The organism is Paenibacillus kyungheensis (assembly GCF_028606985.1).
GTDB classification, from domain to species: Bacteria; Bacillota; Bacilli; order Paenibacillales; family Paenibacillaceae; genus Saccharibacillus; species Saccharibacillus kyungheensis.
Map to the genome: position 1 here is coordinate 1,487,386 of NZ_CP117416.1, position 19,237 is coordinate 1,506,622.

A 19,237-nucleotide genomic window follows, 5' to 3' on the forward strand; every position below is an offset into this window, starting at 1 on the left:
ATAGGTGTACAAAAATAAAGCAACCTCTACCTACTACAATAGGAGAGGTTGCTTTATTTGGATGCAATCGTTGTACTGGATATATGTTCATCTAACCAGTGAATCACATTAGCCGTTACTTCATCACGATTAATATCATTGAGCGTCTCATGCCTGCTATCTGGATACAGATCTAACTTAACGTCTTGTAGACCTAACTGAAGATATTGTTGATACAATTGCTTGACCCCTTTACCATACTGCCCTACAGGATCACGTTCACCGCTAAATAAATATACAGGTTTATCCGTTGGAATACGCTTCATATGCCCGGGTTGATGAATCTCTAATAATAATTCAAAAAAATGAACATAGAAACGCACAGAAGGTAGCTTTCCGCAAAAAGGATCATTCATAAATAATGACACTTCATCAGGATCACGCGATAACCAATCAAATGTTTTACGTGGACGGGGGAGCCCTTTATTGTAAGAAGCAAATACAATGATATTTAATAGCAGACTGCGATGTACCTGACCACGAAACCGTTGCTGAAGATGAGCAATTTGTTTACCGACTCGAAGCAGATTACGTTTCCCATTTGTGCCTGATAACATAAAACCATCATACAGATCAGGTTGCTCATACATTACTTTTTGAATAATAAAAGAACCCATACTATGTCCCATAATAAAAAGAGGTAACGTCGGGTGATGATCTCGAATCCATTTGGATAATTGGATCACATTTTGAGTCATCCAATAAAATCCGTTATCACCAGGATCGCCTAAATATTCTGGCCCGGAAGCGGTTAATCCATGTCCACGTTGATCATGAGCATAGACAATAAATCCTTGAGTAGTAAGCGATTCGGCCAACCGTTTGTATCTTTTGGCGGTCTCAGACATGCCATGAGTAATCTGAACAATACCGCGCAAAGGTAGTTGATCGGCTTGATCTTCTGGACGCCATTCATATACATGTACAGCAACATCTTCAGGATCAGTCATGGTAAATGTATGTTCGAGCATCCTATCCCTCCTTGCAAATAACCTGTACAAATCTACACAATCAATGTAGGTTTGTACAGGTCTATTTTGGTATTATTTACAAAATACAATCTAAGCAATGTTAACCATGTATTCCAATCATTGAATCAACATTAAAGTGAAGTCAGTATCGCTCCATTATTTATGGCAAATAAGAACGAATAACCGTACAATGACCATCTAATGTGTATTGTCCTAAATTAGCAGGCAATAAGAAGCATTGTCCACCTTTTATAGCGACATGTTCATTGCCCCATGCAATCGTACCTTCGCCATCAGCAATCACTAGAATAGTAAAACTTTCTGCTGTAGTCGATAATTCCCATGCACCGTCGACAATACCTTTTTCAACAATAAAATAAGGGGAAGCCGCAAGTTTTAACCATTGTCCGGCAGTAAGACCGTCTGTTTTCATTGTTGTTGCGCCAGCGCCTTCATAAGCGATCACATTAAGAGAATCTTCAATATGAAGTTCACGAGGCTTACCGTCTAACCCGGGGCGATCGTAATCATACAGACGATAGGTAGTATCTGAATTTTGTTGAATTTCAGCAACCAATACGCCTGCACATAAGGCATGTACAGTACCGGCAGGAATATAGAATGTATCACCTGCTTCTACCGAAACTTCTTGCAGTGTATCTGTAATTTTATTATTCTTAATCGCTTCTGCTAATGATTCACGAGTCACGCCTTCTTTAAGACCATAAATGATCTTAGCGCCTGGCTTAGCAGCAAGTACATACCACATTTCGGTTTTGCCAAGTTCACCTTTAGGAAGCCCTGCATAATCGTCTGTAGGATGAACCTGAACTGAAAGATCGTCATTACAATCCAGCAATTTGATTAACAATGGAAAACGTCCGTTCACTTCAGATACGCCTTTGGTACCGAACCAATCACGACCGAATTTTTGCGTAAGTTCGGTTAAGCTGACACCATCCAATTCGCCACCGATTACAGAAGTAGTTCCATTCGGGTGATCCGCGATCATCCAGCCTTCACCAATCACACCTTCAGGAATATCCCAGCCAAATTGTTCAAGGGCACGTCCGCCCCACACACGTTCTTTAAATTCCGGTTGAAATTGAAGCGGGTATGGATTAGTCATTATTATCTCTCCTCCAAGTGTAATAGGTATACAACCGTTCTATGTATCCTATGCATTTTGTCTCTCCAAGCAATCTGTATCTATCTTAACGTGCAGATTGGAAAAATTCCAGACGCTCTCCATCCGGGCCACTGAAGAAAAAGTAGCGACTGCCATTAGGTAAAGTCGTAATTTCGGTATCCAATTCGTGCAAATTCAGTGCTTGAATGCGTGCATATTCTTGTTCAATATCATCTACTGCAAAAGCGACATGGTGCACTCTGCCTTCATTAGCGAGCTCACCTGTGTATCCTTGCACCAATTCAAGTTCAGTTTGCGATTGATCTGGAAAAGCAAGAAAAGCGAGTTTGATATGTTCATCGATATGTCCAGCATTTTCAAGATGCTTCAAACCTATAACATCTTCATAAAAAGCAATCGACACTTCTATCGATTTCACCATAATACCTACATGTTCTAGTTTGCGTACAGCCATCCATACTCACTCCTTCAATATAATGTTACATCACATACAGCAGGGCATACTTATTCATGATGTTGGCGATCCTTTTTTCTCAATCGCAATCAGATAAGGTGCATCTTGTCGTTGCAATTGGCGGTACATAATCGATTGTGCTACCGCAACAGACAGAGTAGAAGCCCACGCTTGCACAGCTTCTGCTTCCTCAGCGCCACCGGGATGCCCTGGATACAGAACAATCGTTAGTATACCTCGAATAGCTAATAGATCAAAAGCAGATGCCAAAGCAGTCAATGTTGAATCCGGTTCAGTAATAATACTCAAATCTCCTGAAGGAAGATAACCTAGATTGAACATGATCACTTGGATTTTACCATGTAAATGATCAGGAATATACTGGTTCATTGTAGCATGACTATCCAGAATCAGTTGCACAGGAGCAAGTACAGTATGCTGTTCCTTGTCTAAACGCTCCTGTGTGCGATCAAGAGCCTCTTGCTGAATATCGAAGCTGAATACCTGACCACTTCTGCCTACGGTCTTAGCAAGCATCAGTGTGTCTACACCTGTACCAGCAGTTGCGTCTATAGCATAGCCGTTGTGAGCATCCAGACGCTCTGCAACCAATTTGTGTGCATAACTCAAAACAGACAAAAATCCCATATTATAATGCTCTCCAATATTTACTTTGCCATGTATCACGTTGCTTCAATTCATCATCGATTCCGTTAAGTACTTCCCATTTGCGTAGACTCCACATTGGACCGATTAATAGATCACGAGGTGCATCTCCTGTAAGACGATGAACAATCATATCAGGTGGCAAAATTTCAAGAGTATCTACAATCAATTTGATATATTCGTCTTTTTCCAAGAAGCGTAGCAATCCAGCTTCATATTGTTTGACCATCGGTGTTTTGCGCATCAGATGAAGAAGATGAATTTTGATTCCTTGCACATCCATCTGAGCTACAGCACGACCTGTATCTAACATCATTTCATGTGTTTCTTGAGGTAATCCATAGATAATATGCGCACATACTCGAATACCGCGAGCACGCAATTTGGCTACAGCTTCCTCATAGCATTGACTATCATGAGCACGATTAATAAGTGTAGAAGTGGATTCATGAATCGTTTGCAGACCCATTTCGATCCACAGATAAGTCCGTTCATTTAATTCAGCCAAATAATCAATAACATCATCAGGCAAACAATCAGGACGAGTTGCTATCGATAATCCCACAACTCCCGGTTGCTTCAAAATAATTTCAAAATATTCGCGTAATTGTTCTACAGGAGCATACGTATTCGTATAGGCTTGAAAATAACCAATATACTGTGCATGAGGCCATTTCTGGTGCTGACGATCACGAATATGATTAAATTGAGTCACTAGATCGTCACGACGACTGCCTGCAAAATCGCCTGAACCACGAGCGCTACAGAATGTACAACCGCCTTTAGCAATCGAACCATCACGATTCGGACAGGTAAAGCCAGCATCTAGTGTTACTTTGAATACTTTATTTCCAAATTGTTCACGCATCTCTGTATTCCACGTATGAAACCTTTTATCACTCCATAATAGGGGAGTGGATGTATCTTGAGTTATAAGCATAGTGAAGCTCCTTCAATCGTTCTTCATTAAGTATTTAACAGTTCGTTAACATGTATAATATCTCTCTAATTAGGTTATATTGTAACAAAAATCTAGATTTAAAAGATAGCAACAGGTGACGAAGTTCAAAATATTATTTGCAAAATAAATGATTTAAAATTAAGGTTCGCTTCATTTCTACAAAAAAGGGGTAATCAAAGGTAGAAACGTCTTAAAAGCTTAATTTTTTCATAGTTTATCACGATACCCATTTAATTTTATAACGAAAAATGGTAGACTATGATTGCTAAATTTGTTGGACCCCAATTCCAAATATAGAGAGAAGGATTTTCTGATCTGCTTGCAGAGAAGGGAGATCCTTTTTTCCTGTGTCCAGATAATGATGCAGATAAATGCTTTACATTTGCTCATTTCTTCGTCACAATAATGCCTTAGTAGTAGGATCACTATATAGACCATTGAAATCGGAGGAACGACATGCGTTTACGAGGTAGAAAAGGAATACGTGAAGGATTGGAGCAGCAGGAAGATTTGGTCGTGCTGAATCCTGAACAATATAAAGGAAAATGGCAAGAGCGTTTTGGAAATGATCTGCCGATTCATGTTGAATTTGGAATGGGCAAAGGAAGATTTGTCAGCCAAATGAGTGTCAAACATCCAAATGTCAATTATATCGGCTTCGATATGTATGATGAATTGGTACGCCGTGCCAGTGAGAAAACAAGAATGGCATGGGAAGAAGCAGAACGCGGAGAACCAACGACAATTCAGCTAGCTCGCGCAAATATCGAAAAAATTGAAGAGGTATTTGCTCCTGGTGAGATTGAGCGAATCTATCTTAACTTCAGCGATCCCTGGCCGAAAAAGAAACATGGTCGTCGTCGTTTAACACATCCACGCTTTTTGGACATGTATTGTAAATTGTTAAATACTCGCGGTGAAATTCATTTCAAAACCGATTCTGAAACGCTATTTGAATTTTCACTAAATTCATTTGCCGATTACGGTCTACAAATGACGAATATTAGCTTGAATCTTCATCGTGATGGTATCAACGAAGAACATGTCATGACAGAATATGAAGCTAAATTTATGGGCAAAGGGATGAATATTCATCGTTGCGAAGTATTGATCGGTGAAGACGTTTTGCGTGAATATCAAGCGATGCGTCTAGATAAATATTAATTTATAACATAAAAAAAGTAAGGTCTTATCCGTTAATTTAGGATAAGACCTTACTTTTTTCTACCATTTCAGCAATGCTATGAGCACTTTGTGTTGGATTATAACGATCAATCTGAGCTATATTTTGCTTACGTTGCTCTACAACAGCGTCATAATCATTAATCAACAAGTCCATCCATTCGGTAACCACATCAATCGATGTAATCGGTTCGCCCCAACCTTGTTGCGTAAAATACTGAGAATTTTTTTCTTCTTGTCCAGGTAAAGGGTTATAAAATAACATCGGGATCGCTTTGGCCAATCCTTCAGTACATGTCATTCCTCCTGGTTTGGTTACAAGAAGATCGGATACTTCCATCAATTGATCAATTTCATTAGTGTATCGAATCAAATGAATATTTGGATGATTAAAGTTCACATTCTGCTTAGCTTTGCGATAAGCTTTCTCATTGTTACCAAAACAAAAAATAAATTGGATCTTATCGCTGAAGCTGGTAAGATACGCATTTACCACATCATCGCTCATCAATCCCCAACCGCCGCTCATCACTAGTACTGTCGGCATATTTTTCAGTCCAAACTTCTGTTGAAATTCGACTTTGCCTGTATGTTCCCAAAACTTTGGATGGACAGGAATACCAGAGACTTCAATTTTCTGAATCGGTACACCACGCTGAATTAATTTGGAACGTACATCAGGTGTAGATACCAGATAACGGTTCACCTCTGGACTCACCCATGTACCATGAGCATCATAATCTGTAATAACCATACATAACGGTGTACGCAGTCCTAATCGTTTGAGCCTTGAAATCACAGCTCCCGGAATCGGATGTGTACATACAATCACATCTGGTTTTAATTGCCGAATCACATTATGTGTATGTGTATAGAAGAGACGATGTAAAGCTAGCGTGGCTAGCCGATTGATCGATTTTTTGTATTGGCTGCGATACATCATACGCACAAGTCGTGGCTGCGAGATGACCGTTTTTTTGTATGCGGTTAGGATGAGTGGAGCCACTTTAGGATTAAGGAAACTACCGAGTTCCAGTACCTTAGTCTGAATATTCGGTGAGATTTTGCGTAAACTACTTGCTAGTGCATAAGCAGCTTGTGTGTGACCAGAACCAAAACCTTCCGACAAAAGCAGCACTCTATATTTTGACACGTCCAGTTCACCTTTTCTGCAAGGTATTCTCTAATAAAATGGAGTAGAGGAAGCAAACATTTCAGCTTTCTCTGTAATACTACTGTAACAATCCGGTAATATTGCTAGAATAGCCTCTTTACGGCCATAATGCAAATGTACCCATCGCTACCGATGTTCCAATTGCAGCTCCAACCAGTACATCTGAAGGATAATGTAATCCTAAATACATACGAGACACAGCAACAATCAGTGCGAATGGTAACAGCAACAGAATCATGAGTGGATCTGTCAGCATAAATGGAACAGTAACGGAAAAGATCGCTGTGGTATGTCCTGATGGAAACGAATGGTCTGTTAAAGGATTGCGGAACGTAATCGTTTCAGGGATAGCTAAGTATGGACGAATACGCGGGTATAGCTTTTTAACAATAGCTACAGGCACATGGCTAATCGCTAGTGCTACAGCTGCTTGGAGACCTGCGCGGCTCCAAGGAAATGGCGCTAATTGCCATACTGCCAAAGTCGCTATAATCGTGAACGTAGCTCCGCCTAAATTCGTTAAGTAGTAAAAAAATAAATTTAGGAACTTATTATGGAGCCTTGAGTTAAACCATCTAAAAATGTGTTGCTCCATCGTTTGTAGGCGAATAAGAAACTGACGCATGAGAGACCCCCGTATTAATTGCCAATTTTCGGCTTATATTCATCATATTTTTATTCAGTACGCTTTTCAAGCTTTATAACGTTAACAGAGTGTTAAAATAGATACAACTTTTGTAAGTTACCCAATAGTTTAAACCTGATTTGCAAAATAATCCAAAAGTATTTCTTATTACCCTTACCCGAGAATGGCAAAAGTCATTCACATGCGCCTTAACCAATATGTAAATCGTTATCAATAACATGGTTCAACTCAAATAAATACGTTTAAAAATTCAAAGAAATACACCCACAACTCAATCAGTCATCATAGCTTCATTATTTATCCTCATACAAATCCAACATCATTAGCAATAAAAATAAGCAAATAGAACATAAATAGGCATAAAATGGCGTTAAACCTTGTTCTGTAACATTTATTGCATATAACTCGTCGTAATTCCATGGTTTTTAACCGTATACCCTCTTTTAGAATTTTGACAAATCCATAAAAAATGTGCAAAATCTTAATGTCGCTTGTAATCGTTTTGTAACATAACTTTAATGTTCGTCATAGTATAATCATCTGGGGTGAAAAGTTTTAAAGCGACTCATGCTAAAAATTAAATTTAAAATGTGACGTCTTGAAATTAGTGATCTAGAGAAAAAGAATGAATTTGTTATATTGTGGTTTTAAAATTTAAGGAGGTTCACAGTTATTATGGGAAACATTATTGATGCTATATTTATCGTGCTCCAGGTTCTACTGGCAGTTATCGGTGTATATCAGTTTTCATTCTCGCTATTCGGAATTGTTAAAAGGAAAAAAAGAGCGGATCATGCTCCACAGAAATCATTTGCTGTTCTAGTTGCAGCGCACAATGAAGAGACCGTTATTGGAGCATTAATGGAAAATCTAAAAAATATGGATTATCCGGCTGAACTATATGATGTGTTTGTTATCTGTGATAACTGTACAGATGGTACAGCAGATATCGTACGTAGCCATGGAATGAACGCTTGTGTACGTACGAATCCAGCAGAACGCGGTAAAGGATACGCGATCGAATGGATGCTAAGAGAATTGTGGAGTATGCCTCGTCAGTACGATGGTATCGTAATGTTTGATGCTGATAACTTGGCAGATCACAGATTCTTGACAGAAATGAACAACGATATGTGTGAAGGTGCACGCGTTATTCAAGGTTATATTGATACAAAGAATCCAGAAGATTCTTGGATCACTGCTGCTTATGGCGTATCTTACTGGTACATCAACCGTCTATGGCAATTGTCTCGTCATAATTTGAATATGGCGAACTTCCTGGGTGGTACAGGTATGTGTTTTGAAAATGAACTATTGAAAGAAATCGGATGGGGCGCAACAAGCCTTGTAGAAGATTTAGAATTTACAATGCGTTGTGCAGAAAAAGGAATCTATCCGCGCTTTAGCTATGATGCAAAAGTATTTGATGAAAAGCCGTTAACATTCAAAGCTTCTTCTCGCCAACGTTTGCGTTGGATGCAAGGTCACTTTACAGTAGCTCGTCGTTATTTCTTCCCGCTATTATGGAAAAGTGTAAAAGAAATGAGCATCATCAAATTCGACTTGGCATTGTATAGTGTCAACGTATATATCGTTTTAATTACATTCTTAATGACTGCTGCTATGTGGATCGATACATCTATTCTAGGTGGACCACATATCGCTACTATCTATAATTACCTGCCAATGTGGGTAGCTATTACAGCAATTGGTGCCAATGTTGTTACTTTTATTCTTGCAATGGCATTAGAAAAAGTGAAGTCTTGGAAAGTATATCTATACTTGCTATTGTTCCCTATCTACGGTCTATCTTGGTGGCCAATTACGTTTTATGCTTTCTTCACACAAAACAACAAACAATGGAGCCATACGCAACATACGCGTGTTGTACGTTTGGAAGAAGTACAAAGCAAACAAGGTTAATCTCGCTTGAAGCTACACAAAGATATCTCACTCAAGAACCTGTATAACAGTCTATCTGTTGTACAGGTTCTTTTTATGACGAAATATAAATTACAGTTAGAATTAACAAAGCAACAGATGACTAGCAACATAGAATATAGTGATTAAATAAGATTTCAAAAGTCTTATAAATCAATGATTATTTTATGTTTACGAAAGGCTTGTATATATTAAAAACATATGGTATACTATTTTAGTACGTGATTGAGATATACAAAGTAGAAGCTTTGCTTCTCACCTGCCCGATATATAGTCGGCTGGTTCATTGATCTGAATGTAATAACAAGAATTTGTCTTGTTATGAATATGAGCTGATCAAGGGATGCAGGTGACTAGACCTGCATCCCTTTTTGATTTCTATATTTAATATAGTTGTACAATCATAATATGGAGGTGGAAAGTTATTAGTAAAGAACATATGATCAATGACGAAATCCGGGTTAAAGAAGTACGCCTGGTTGGTGCTGAAGGTGAACAGATCGGAATTACGCCTACTCGTGAAGCATTGCAGATGGCAATCGATTTGAACATGGATCTTGTAAATGTAGCTCCACAAGCGAAACCACCTGTATGTCGCATTATGGACTATGGTAAATTCCGCTACGAGCAACAGAAGAAAGAGAAAGAAGCACGCAAAAACCAAAAGATCGTTGATCTTAAAGAAGTATGGTTCCGTGCTAACATTGAGGAGCATGATTATCAAACTAAACTCCGCAATGTTGTTAAATTTTTAAAAGATGGCGACAAAGTGAAATGCTCGGTCCGCTTCCGCGGTCGCGAAATTACACATGCAAGTATTGGTCAAAAAATATTGGATCGTGTAAAAGTTGAAGTTGAAGAACTTTGTACAATAGAGCGCCAACCAAAATTGGAAGGCCGCAGCATGATCATGATCTTGGCGCCGAAAAATTAAAAGGGGGATATTAAAATGCCGAAAATGAAAACTCATAGTAGTTTAAAAGGACGCTTCAAAATTACAGGAACAGGTAAAGTAAAACGCTATAAAGCGTTCAAAAACCACTTGCTTTCTCACAAATCAAAACGTCAAAAACGCGTTTTGGGAACAAACCCGTTGATGTCTAGCGGTGATGTAAAACGTTTGAAACAACAATTATCTAATCTTAAATAATTTTAATTTACTGGGAGGTTTACTGATATGGCAAGAGTGAAGGGCGGATTCGTCACACGTCGCAGACATAAGAAAATTCTTAAATTAGCAAAAGGTTACTTCGGTTCGAAACACCGTATTTTTAAAACTGCAAAAGAGCAAGTTAACAAATCTTTGGTGTATGCTTACCGTGACCGTCGTCAAACAAAACGTAACTTCCGCAGATTGTGGATCGTTCGTATTAACGCAGCAGCACGCATTAACGGATTGTCTTACAACAAATTGATGCACGGTCTTAAATTGGCTGGCGTTGATATCAACCGTAAAATGCTAGCTGAATTGGCTGTAAATGATGTTAACGCGTTTAACTCATTGGCTAATGTAGCTAAAGAAAAAATTAACGCATAAGATTTATTCTTATGAGTTGCATAAAGAGCCGTCGGATGATCCGGGGGCTCTTTTTATACGCAAATTAGTAGCAAAAAATACATAGTAATAAAACATAACATGAAAATCGCGATTTAACGCATTAAAACGTAAAATGTGTAAAGAGTATGAACGGTAATATTACATGGGTTTAACATAAAATAGTATTTTCTTACATAATAAAGCGCTTACAGAAAATAAAATCGTAAATTAATTGACCAATAGTAATTTAAATAGTAGATTTTCTTACCACTTGATTGTATAATTTGTTCATCGACTGTTAAATCTGCACCTATAACGAATATTGAGCTCGATAAGGGTAAAAATTGTTCGTATCCAGACAGAGAGGCAGCAGATCATAGCTTATACTTCTAAGGGGGAAAAAGATTCATGAAGAAGGCGTACAAACTTTCACTCATTATGTTGCTAGCATTTTCATTGGTATTAGCAGCTTGTGGGAACAAAAGCAACGGTACTGACAACGCAGGGAGTGGCGATGCTACAGGCGGAGCAGCAAAAAGCGATGTTAAAATTGGTATGGTAACTGACGTAGGTGGCGTAAATGATAAATCATTTAACCAATCTGCTTGGGAAGCTCTTGAAAAAGTACAAAAGGAAAGCGGAGCAGAAGTTAAATATCTGCAAAGTAAATCTGATCAGGATTATATTCCTAACTTGAATCAATTTGTAAAAGGTGATTACAGCTTAACTTGGGGTATTGGTTTTAGCTTAGCAGACGGTATTGCTACTGTTGCTAAACAAAATCCAAATGCAAAATTAGCTATCATTGATAGTGTAGTAGATGCTCCTAACGTTAAATCTGTAACTTTCTCTGAAAATGAAGGTTCCTTCTTAGTAGGTGTAGTAGCAGGTAAAATGACAAAATCCAACAAAATCGGATTTGTCGGTGGAGTAGATAGCCCACTGATCAAAAAATTCGAAGTTGGTTTTAAAGCAGGTATCAAAGCAGTAAACCCTGATGCTGAATTGCTTGTTAACTATACAGGTGCATTCGATAAACCTGATCTAGGTAAAGCAGCAGCAGCTACAATGTACAACGATGGCGCGGATATCATTTTCCATGCTGCTGGTGGTACAGGTACAGGCGTATTTAACGAAGCAGCTTCCCGTTCTAACTCTGGTCAAACGGCATGGGTTATCGGTGTAGATAAAGACCAATCACTAGAATTCGGTGATAAAGTGACTTTGACTTCTATGGTTAAACGTGTAGACGTTGCTGTAGAAAAAGTTTCTAAAGAAGTCGTAGATGGTACATTTGCTGGTGGTACAGAAGTATTGGGACTTAAAGAGGATGGCGTAGGCTTAGCAGATACTTCTTCCAAAAATGTTCCTGCTGATGTAATCAAACTAGTTGATGATTACAAAGCTAAAATTGTTAGCGGCGAATTGAAAGTTCCTAGCGAGTAATTACTTGATCATTAATATGCTTTTCAAATAAAAAAAACAACAAGGCTGGTTCATAGACACTAGCCTTGTTGTCACGTTTATAACCTGATAGTTCGATGTAAATATCAGTTGTCGTTTCGGAAAATCTCATAATTTTAGCTTTCGGTTATAGACAGTTCTTGCTGTCTGTACCAATCAATACGCTTATAAGGGTGATCTCATGGGTGCAGCAACCCCTGTGGTAGAGTTGAAACAAATTACAAAAGTCTTTCCTGGTATTATTGCCAATGATTCTATTAGCTTTAAGCTGCACAAGGGGGAAATTCATGCTCTTTTAGGTGAAAATGGTGCAGGTAAATCAACATTGATGAATATTGTATTTGGTCTTTATCAGCCTGAAGAAGGTAGTATCGAAGTTAATGGAGAACCTGTGATCATTGACAGTCCTAACAGAGCGATCGAGCTCGGGATTGGTATGGTGCATCAGCACTTCAAACTCGTTCAGCCATTTACAGTTACTGAGAATATCATTCTGGGTTCAGAACCGAAAAAAGGAACCCGAATCAATTATAAAAAAGCGACTGAAGAGATTCGTCAGCTTTCAGAACAATACGGTCTGCAAGTCAATCCAAATGCCAAAATTCATGATATTTCAGTAGGTATGCAGCAACGGGTAGAAATACTGAAAACATTATATCGTGGAGCGGAAATTTTGATTTTTGATGAACCAACAGCAGTATTGACTCCGCAAGAAATTTCGGAATTGATGGAAATTATGAAGCGTCTTGTGGCTGAAGGAAAATCGATTATTTTGATTACACATAAGTTGAAAGAAATTATGCAAATTGCCGACAATGTAACTATTATTCGTCGTGGTAAAGTAGTCGATACCGTCAAAAAGTCAGAAACGACACCACAAGAACTGGCTGAAAAAATGGTCGGTCGTAATGTTACTTTCAAAGTAGACAAAAAAACTGCTGAACCAGGCGATGTTGTATTGCAAATGGAAAATATCATTTCTAACAACAAAGAAGGCGCAGCTATTTTGCAAGGATTGAATTTGGAAGTTCGAGCAGGCGAAATTTTGGGTATTGCTGGTGTTGATGGTAATGGTCAAAGTGAATTGATTGAAGCATTAACCGGTCTACGTCATGTAGATGGAGGTACTGTCAAATTACTTGGTAAAGACATCACTAATTTGTCTCCACGTAAAATTACAGAATCCGGTGTCTCTCATATTCCAGAAGACCGTCACAAGCACGGTCTGGTACTCGATTTTTCAGTGAGTGAAAATATGGTTCTAGAAACGTATTATAAAGCTCCATTCAATAAAGGTGGGTTTTTGAACTTTGATGCGATTGATAAGCATGCTACACGCCTTGTCGAACGCTTTGATGTGCGTACACCAAGTATTGCTACACATGCCCGTTCACTGTCCGGTGGTAATCAGCAGAAAGCGATTATTGCGCGTGAGATTGATAAAAATCCTACATTAATGATTGCTGCTCAGCCTACACGTGGTCTGGATGTTGGTGCGATAGAATTTGTACAACAACAATTGATTGCACAGCGTGATCAAGGTAAAGCGGTATTGTTGATTTCATTTGAACTAGATGAAATTATTAACGTATCTGATCGCATCGCTGTTATTTATGAAGGACAAATTGTAGGCGAAGTGCTACCAGACAAAACCAATGATCAGGAATTAGGCTTGATGATGGCAGGAAGCACCGCAAAGAGAGGTGCAGCACATGAATAATATTCTCAAAGCGATTACCAAAGATTCGTTTGTGTTGCCAATTGTCGCAATTATTATGGGTCTGATTCTAGGTGCAATTGTTATGCTGATCGGCGGATACAATCCGATAGATGCTTACTCTGCATTGCTCACACGTGTATATGGTGATCCGTATGATTTCGGTGAAGCTATTCGTGAAATGACTCCGTTGATTATGACAGGTATGGCGTTTGCTTTTGCAGCACGTGCTGGACTATTTAATATCGGTGGCGAAGGACAATTTCTAATTGGAATGACAGCTGCTACAGTGGTTGCTGTGAACCTTCATGGTCTACCAGCTTATATCCATGCACCGCTTGCGATTATTGCAGGAGCTGTCTTTGGAGGATTGTGGGCGGCTATCGCTGGTTTCCTCAAAGCAGTTCGTGGTGTTAATGAAGTTATCTCCTGTATTATGTTGAACTGGATCGGTCTGTATCTAGCTAACTTTGTAATTAATCACTTTATGTTGTTACAAGGTCAAAACCGTTCTGAAGATATTCAACCAAGTGCATCTATTGCTATCATGTGGTTATCTGAAATGATGGGTAATGCTCGTGTGCACTGGGGGACAGCTATTGCTCTGGCTGCGGCTGTGTTCTTCTATGTATTTATGTGGAAAACAAAACAAGGGTACGAGCTTCGTGCTGTAGGCTTTAACCAGGATGCTTCCAAATATGCAGGGATGAACGTGAATCGCAATATTGTCAAAGCGATGTTTATCAGTGGTATGTTTGCAGGTCTAGCTGGATCTTTTGAAGTACTTGGTGTATTCCAATATCAATCAGTTATGGCAAGTTCACCAGGAACTGGATTTGATGGAATTGCCGTAGCTTTGATTGGTCTAAATAATCCATTCGGTATTATTTTAGGTTCGATTCTATTCGGTACATTAACGTATGGTTCAGCAGGAATGAGCTTTAGTGCTGATGTTCCACCGGAGATTGTACGGATTGTTATCGGAGCGATTATATTCTTTATTGCAGCGCAAGGCATTGTACGTTGGGTCTTAAAACCTTTTTATGCTAAACGTAAGAAAGAGAAGGTGTTGTAATGGACGTGTTGACTATTATTGGACAGCTGATTAATACGACGCTAGTCTTTGCTACAGCACTTATCTTTACATCTTTAGGCGGTATTTTCTCAGAGAAATCTGGGGTTACTAATCTAGGGCTAGAAGGTTTGATGATTTTTGGTGCGTTTGCAGCAGGCGTAGCAGGATTTTATGCTCAAGATGCAGGATTAAGCGGCTTTGGTGCAGCTTGCATCGGTGTATTGGCAGCGATCGTATTTGGAGTCTTGGTTTCATTGATTCATGCTGTAGCTTCGATTACGTTCAAAGCGGATCAGGTTATCAGCGGTATTGTAATTAACTTCTTGGCTGCTGGTAGTACATTGTACATGGTTAAATTGTTATTTGATGGTGCAGGTGAAACAGGTTTGATCTCTGGGTTTGATAAAGTAAATATTCCTTATCTATCTACTATTCCATTGATCGGTGATGTCTTTTTCCATGCGTATCCTACAACGTATTTAGCAGTAATAGCTGTTATTGTTACGTATTATGTATTGTACAAAACACCGTTTGGTCTTCGTCTACGTTCTGTTGGGGAACATCCAAGTGCAGCAGATACAGTAGGGATCAAAGTCAATCGGTTACGTTATATCGGAGTTATGCTAAGTGGAGCACTTGCTGGTATTGGTGGAGCAACAATTACACTGACAACTACAGGAACATTTTCGCATAATACGATTTCAGGGCAAGGTTATATTGCGATTGCAGCTATGATTTTTGGTAAATGGAATCCATGGGGAGCATTCGGAGCGGCTGTATTCTTCGGTCTTGCTCAAGCAGTGCGTAACTATGTACAGCTTTTTGCATGGACACAAAGTATTCCGCAAGAAGTGATTTATATGTTGCCATACGTATTAACGATTATTGTATTGGTTGCAGCAGTAGGACGTTCAAGTGCACCGTCTGCACTGGGACAACCTTATGATCCAAGTAAACGTTAAGTCGGTATAAAAAGTAATATATGCACATGATTGAATAAAGTCGAAGTTTGGATTTTTCTGAACTTCGACTTTTTTTATATCTGCAAGCTATTAAATAAAATCAATTTTGACCTATAAAGAGATCATTATTTTAAATTTTATAGAGATGCTGTATGAATAAAAAAGTAAAATTAACCAATTACTTATTTAGATACATGAAGCAAGTGAGTCAGCATTTTTTCCAACTTTTAGTGCTTGTTAGACAAAGATTTCTTTTATACTATTTATAGATGTTGTGCATAAAGAACAAAATACATATTAAATTACTTGGTATAAATTATCATATAGATTACTGATAAAGCTTGGTTTGATTACTTTTTTTAAGTATGTAACAAATGATGTATTAAAATGGGATTGTAAAGAATGACAAAAAAGAAGTATTGACTCTATCGAAAATGAATCATATAATATTCCTAAATCATTTGAGTCGCTGACAAGCGTAAGCGGCAGTAATCATTGAATACTATGTATCGGCAATGAAGAGGACGAAGTTTTAAGGGCTCTTTTGTCCAGAGAGTGAAGCATTTGGTGTAAGCTTCATCAGAATCCCTTATATACGAGCTCACCTCGGAGCTGTTTTCCTGAAAGGCATGTTTAAGTAGATGTGGATCTTATAGATTTATATCTGACTCCAAATATGATTATTAGGGAAAATCGTAAGGTCTACGTTACAGACAACAAGTAAAGTCTTAATCTACTTTACTTTATGAGGCGTACTTATGCTGTGAAGCTGTGCGCAAATATGGGTGGTACCACGGAAGCTTAGCCTTTCGTCCCTCAATAACAGATTTTTCTGTTTGAGGCGGCGAAAGGCTTTTTTGATGTCTTTCTTCCAGTTATAACAGAAAATCTGTACTGTACATCCTAAGCTGGATCAAGGGATATTGTTCATTTGCCAATGTAAGATTGATGTGAATTTTTGGGAGGAGGATGACTTATGAGTACGAATATACCTAATGTACAATCAACAGATGAATTGCGTGAGAAATGGATGAAACCGGAAGTGATTACAGGTTCGGAAATGTTACTTCGTAGCTTACTACTGGAAGGTGTAGATTGTGTCTTTGGCTATCCGGGTGGAGCAGTATTATATATTTATGATGCGATGCATGGATTTGAAGATTTCAAACATTTGCTAACACGTCATGAACAAGGTGCTATTCATGCAGCAGACGGTTATGCTCGTGCTAGTGGTAAAGTTGGCGTGTGTATCGCTACTTCTGGACCAGGAGCAACCAATCTGGTAACAGGAATTGCAACAGCTTATATGGATTCAACACCTCTGGTTGTAATCACTGGTAACGTAGCAACAACATTGATCGGAACAGATGCTTTCCAAGAAGCAGACATTACCGGTATCACAATGCCAATCACCAAGCACAGTTATCTAGTACGTGATGTAGAGGACTTGCCAAGAGTGATTCATGAAGCATTCCATATTGCCAATACAGGTCGTAAAGGTCCGGTATTGATCGATATTCCTAAAGATGTATCAGCAGCAAAAGCATTATTCAAACCACATACAGAACCTGTAGCGATGCGTGGTTACAATCCAACAGTCACACCTAACAGATTACAATTAGATAAATTGCACCAGGCAATCGCTGAAGCAGAGCGTCCATTGATTCTTGCAGGTGGTGGAGTTGTATACTCTGGAGGTCATGAAGAACTATTCAAGTTCGTTACTTCTACAGGTATTCCGATTACAACAACTTTGCTAGGGCTTGGTGGTTTCCCGAGTGGTAACGATCTATGGATTGGTATGCCGGGGATGCATGGAACATATACAGCTAATAATGCGATTCAACAATCAGATCTACTTATCAATATCGGAGCACGATTCGATGATCGGGTAACAGGTAAGCTAGATGGATTCGCACCACATGCCAAAATTGTTCATATTGATATTGATCCTGCTGAAATCGGTAAAAATGTAGCAGTTGATATTCCTATCGTAGGCGATGTGAAAACAGTGTTGGAAATGTTAAATGTTAATGTACCTTATGCGACAAAAGCAGATGAATGGCGTGCTAAAGTAGCAGGTTGGAAACAGGAAAAGCCTTTCCGCTATGATGATTCAGATGAAGTATTGAAGCCACAATGGGTGGTAGAAATGCTTAATGATACAACCAACGGAGAAGCGATCGTAACAACAGATGTAGGTCAACATCAAATGTGGTCTGCACAATACTATCGCTTTAACCAACCTCGTTCATGGGTGACTTCAGGTGGACTCGGAACCATGGGCTTTGGTTTCCCTTCAGCTATTGGAGCACAGATGGCGAATCCAGAACGTTTGGTTATTTCGATCAATGGCGATGGTGGGATGCAGATGTGTTCGCAAGAATTAGCGATCTGCGCGATCAATAATATTCCAGTCAAAATTGTTATTTTGAATAATCAGGTATTGGGTATGGTTCGTCAGTGGCAAGAATTGATCTATGATAATCGGTACAGTCATATTGATCTTGCAGGAAGCCCTGATTTTGTAAAATTAGCAGAAGCATATGGTGTTAAAGGTCTACGTGCTACTAATAAAGAAGAAGCACAAGCTGCTTGGAAAGAAGCGATGGATACACCAGGCCCGGTCGTTGTCGAGTTTGTTGTTAACAAACATGAGAACGTGTATCCAATGGTTACTCAGGGATCTACCATTGATCAAATGTTAATGGGGGATGAAGAATGAATATTACAAAGCATACAATCGCTGTTTTAGTGAATGATCAGCCCGGCGTTCTTCAAAGAGTCTCAGGACTCTTTGGCCGTCGGGGATTCAATATCGAAAGTATTACAGTAGGTCAATCGGAAGAAGTAGGATTGTCGCGCATGGTTATTGTGACTACAGGCGGCGAAAAAACGTTAGAACAGATCGAAAAGCAACTATACAAAATCATTGATGTTATCAAAGTTATCGATCTAAGCTCCAAGCCAATGGTTACACGTGAATTAGCATTGATCAAAGTAAAATCAGAGCCGGCTGAACGTCCAGAAATTATGGGAGTTGTAGAAACGTTCCGCGCAGCAGTTGTAGATATCGGCCCTAACAGCCTTATGGTTCAAGTGGTAGGAGATACTCACAAAATTGATGCTATGCTTGAATTATTGAAGCCTTATGGTATACGTGAACTTTCCCGCACAGGCGCGACAGCGATGATACGCGGTAACGTATAAAAGATTATTGATCAGGCAAGAGCGGGTAATTTGAAAAGATAACTGTATAACTTCCTAGTGTATATTCAGGTGTAGTTTACAGATGAAA

General features: G+C 39.0%; 18 protein-coding genes. 11 read left to right on the forward strand and 7 right to left on the reverse strand.

Annotation, left to right across the window (positions count from 1 at the left end; genetic code table 11):
* Positions 1–53 precede the first annotated feature (53 nt).
* The 5 genes from PQ456_RS06495 to mnmL form a co-directional block, all read right to left on the reverse strand.
* Positions 54–1,010 (reverse strand): alpha/beta fold hydrolase, encoded by a 957-nt coding sequence (locus PQ456_RS06495; protein ID WP_273615404.1) that lies wholly within the window; start codon positions 1,008–1,010, stop codon positions 54–56.
* A 160-nt stretch (positions 1,011–1,170) separates the two neighbouring features.
* Positions 1,171–2,139 carry a type I phosphomannose isomerase catalytic subunit gene (locus PQ456_RS06500; RefSeq protein ID WP_273615405.1) on the reverse strand — a complete coding sequence of 323 codons (969 nt, stop codon included), beginning with the start codon at positions 2,137–2,139 and terminating at the stop codon, positions 1,171–1,173.
* 85 nt (positions 2,140–2,224) lie between these two features.
* The gene (locus PQ456_RS06505; protein ID WP_273615406.1) at positions 2,225–2,614 is read right to left on the reverse strand and encodes a VOC family protein; all 390 of its coding nucleotides are present in this window, start codon (positions 2,612–2,614) and stop codon (positions 2,225–2,227) included.
* Positions 2,615–2,668: 54 nt separating this feature from the next.
* Positions 2,669–3,262 (reverse strand): tRNA 5-(aminomethyl)-2-thiouridylate-methyltransferase MnmM, encoded by a 594-nt coding sequence (mnmM, locus tag PQ456_RS06510; protein WP_273615407.1) that lies wholly within the window; start codon positions 3,260–3,262, stop codon positions 2,669–2,671.
* A gap of 1 nt (position 3,263) precedes the next feature.
* Positions 3,264–4,220 (reverse strand): tRNA modification radical SAM protein MnmL/YtqA, encoded by a 957-nt coding sequence (gene mnmL / locus PQ456_RS06515; RefSeq protein WP_273615408.1) that lies wholly within the window; start codon positions 4,218–4,220, stop codon positions 3,264–3,266.
* 477 nt (positions 4,221–4,697) lie between these two features.
* Between mnmL and trmB the strand changes: the two genes are divergently transcribed.
* Complete coding sequence (trmB, locus tag PQ456_RS06520; RefSeq protein WP_273615409.1) at positions 4,698–5,405, forward strand: tRNA (guanosine(46)-N7)-methyltransferase TrmB; 708 nt, start codon at positions 4,698–4,700, stop codon at positions 5,403–5,405.
* A 37-nt stretch (positions 5,406–5,442) separates the two neighbouring features.
* On the opposite strand, the gene PQ456_RS06525 is transcribed toward trmB, so the two are convergent.
* Positions 5,443–6,576 (reverse strand): MGDG synthase family glycosyltransferase, encoded by a 1,134-nt coding sequence (locus PQ456_RS06525; RefSeq protein ID WP_273615410.1) that lies wholly within the window; start codon positions 6,574–6,576, stop codon positions 5,443–5,445.
* A 118-nt stretch (positions 6,577–6,694) separates the two neighbouring features.
* Positions 6,695–7,222 carry a phosphatase PAP2 family protein gene (locus PQ456_RS06530; RefSeq protein WP_273615411.1) on the reverse strand — a complete coding sequence of 176 codons (528 nt, stop codon included), beginning with the start codon at positions 7,220–7,222 and terminating at the stop codon, positions 6,695–6,697.
* A 705-nt stretch (positions 7,223–7,927) separates the two neighbouring features.
* On the opposite strand from PQ456_RS06530, the gene PQ456_RS06535 reads away from it, so the two are divergent.
* The 10 genes from PQ456_RS06535 to ilvN all read left to right on the forward strand — a co-directional run bounded on the left by PQ456_RS06535 (position 7,928) and on the right by ilvN (position 19,149).
* Entirely contained in the window at positions 7,928–9,166 is a 1,239-nt protein-coding gene (locus tag PQ456_RS06535) for a glycosyltransferase family 2 protein (protein ID WP_273616261.1), read from the forward strand.
* A 457-nt stretch (positions 9,167–9,623) separates the two neighbouring features.
* Entirely contained in the window at positions 9,624–10,118 is a 495-nt protein-coding gene (gene infC / locus PQ456_RS06540; protein WP_204825674.1) for a translation initiation factor IF-3, read from the forward strand.
* A gap of 15 nt (positions 10,119–10,133) precedes the next feature.
* A complete protein-coding gene (rpmI, locus tag PQ456_RS06545) occupies positions 10,134–10,334 on the forward strand; it encodes a 50S ribosomal protein L35 (RefSeq protein ID WP_273615412.1) in 201 nt (66 codons plus the stop codon).
* A gap of 27 nt (positions 10,335–10,361) precedes the next feature.
* On the forward strand, positions 10,362–10,721 hold the full coding sequence (gene rplT, locus PQ456_RS06550; protein ID WP_204825101.1) for a 50S ribosomal protein L20: 360 nt from the start codon (positions 10,362–10,364) through the stop codon (positions 10,719–10,721).
* Positions 10,722–11,129: 408 nt separating this feature from the next.
* On the forward strand, positions 11,130–12,167 hold the full coding sequence (locus PQ456_RS06555; protein WP_273615413.1) for a BMP family lipoprotein: 1,038 nt from the start codon (positions 11,130–11,132) through the stop codon (positions 12,165–12,167).
* A gap of 199 nt (positions 12,168–12,366) precedes the next feature.
* The gene (locus tag PQ456_RS06560) at positions 12,367–13,905 is read left to right on the forward strand and encodes an ABC transporter ATP-binding protein (protein WP_273615414.1); all 1,539 of its coding nucleotides are present in this window, start codon (positions 12,367–12,369) and stop codon (positions 13,903–13,905) included.
* On the forward strand, positions 13,898–14,977 hold the full coding sequence (locus PQ456_RS06565) for an ABC transporter permease (protein WP_204825098.1): 1,080 nt from the start codon (positions 13,898–13,900) through the stop codon (positions 14,975–14,977). Before PQ456_RS06560 ends, PQ456_RS06565 begins: the two co-directional genes overlap by 8 nt.
* Positions 14,977–15,939 (forward strand): ABC transporter permease, encoded by a 963-nt coding sequence (locus tag PQ456_RS06570; RefSeq protein ID WP_273615415.1) that lies wholly within the window; start codon positions 14,977–14,979, stop codon positions 15,937–15,939. The genes PQ456_RS06565 and PQ456_RS06570 overlap by 1 nt, the downstream gene beginning before the upstream one ends.
* A gap of 976 nt (positions 15,940–16,915) precedes the next feature.
* Complete coding sequence (ilvB, locus tag PQ456_RS06575) at positions 16,916–18,664, forward strand: biosynthetic-type acetolactate synthase large subunit (protein WP_273615416.1); 1,749 nt, start codon at positions 16,916–16,918, stop codon at positions 18,662–18,664.
* Positions 18,661–19,149: an acetolactate synthase small subunit gene (gene ilvN / locus PQ456_RS06580; protein ID WP_273615417.1), complete on the forward strand. Its 489-nt coding sequence runs from the start codon at positions 18,661–18,663 to the stop codon at positions 19,147–19,149. The genes ilvB and ilvN overlap by 4 nt, the downstream gene beginning before the upstream one ends.
* Positions 19,150–19,237 lie beyond the last annotated feature (88 nt).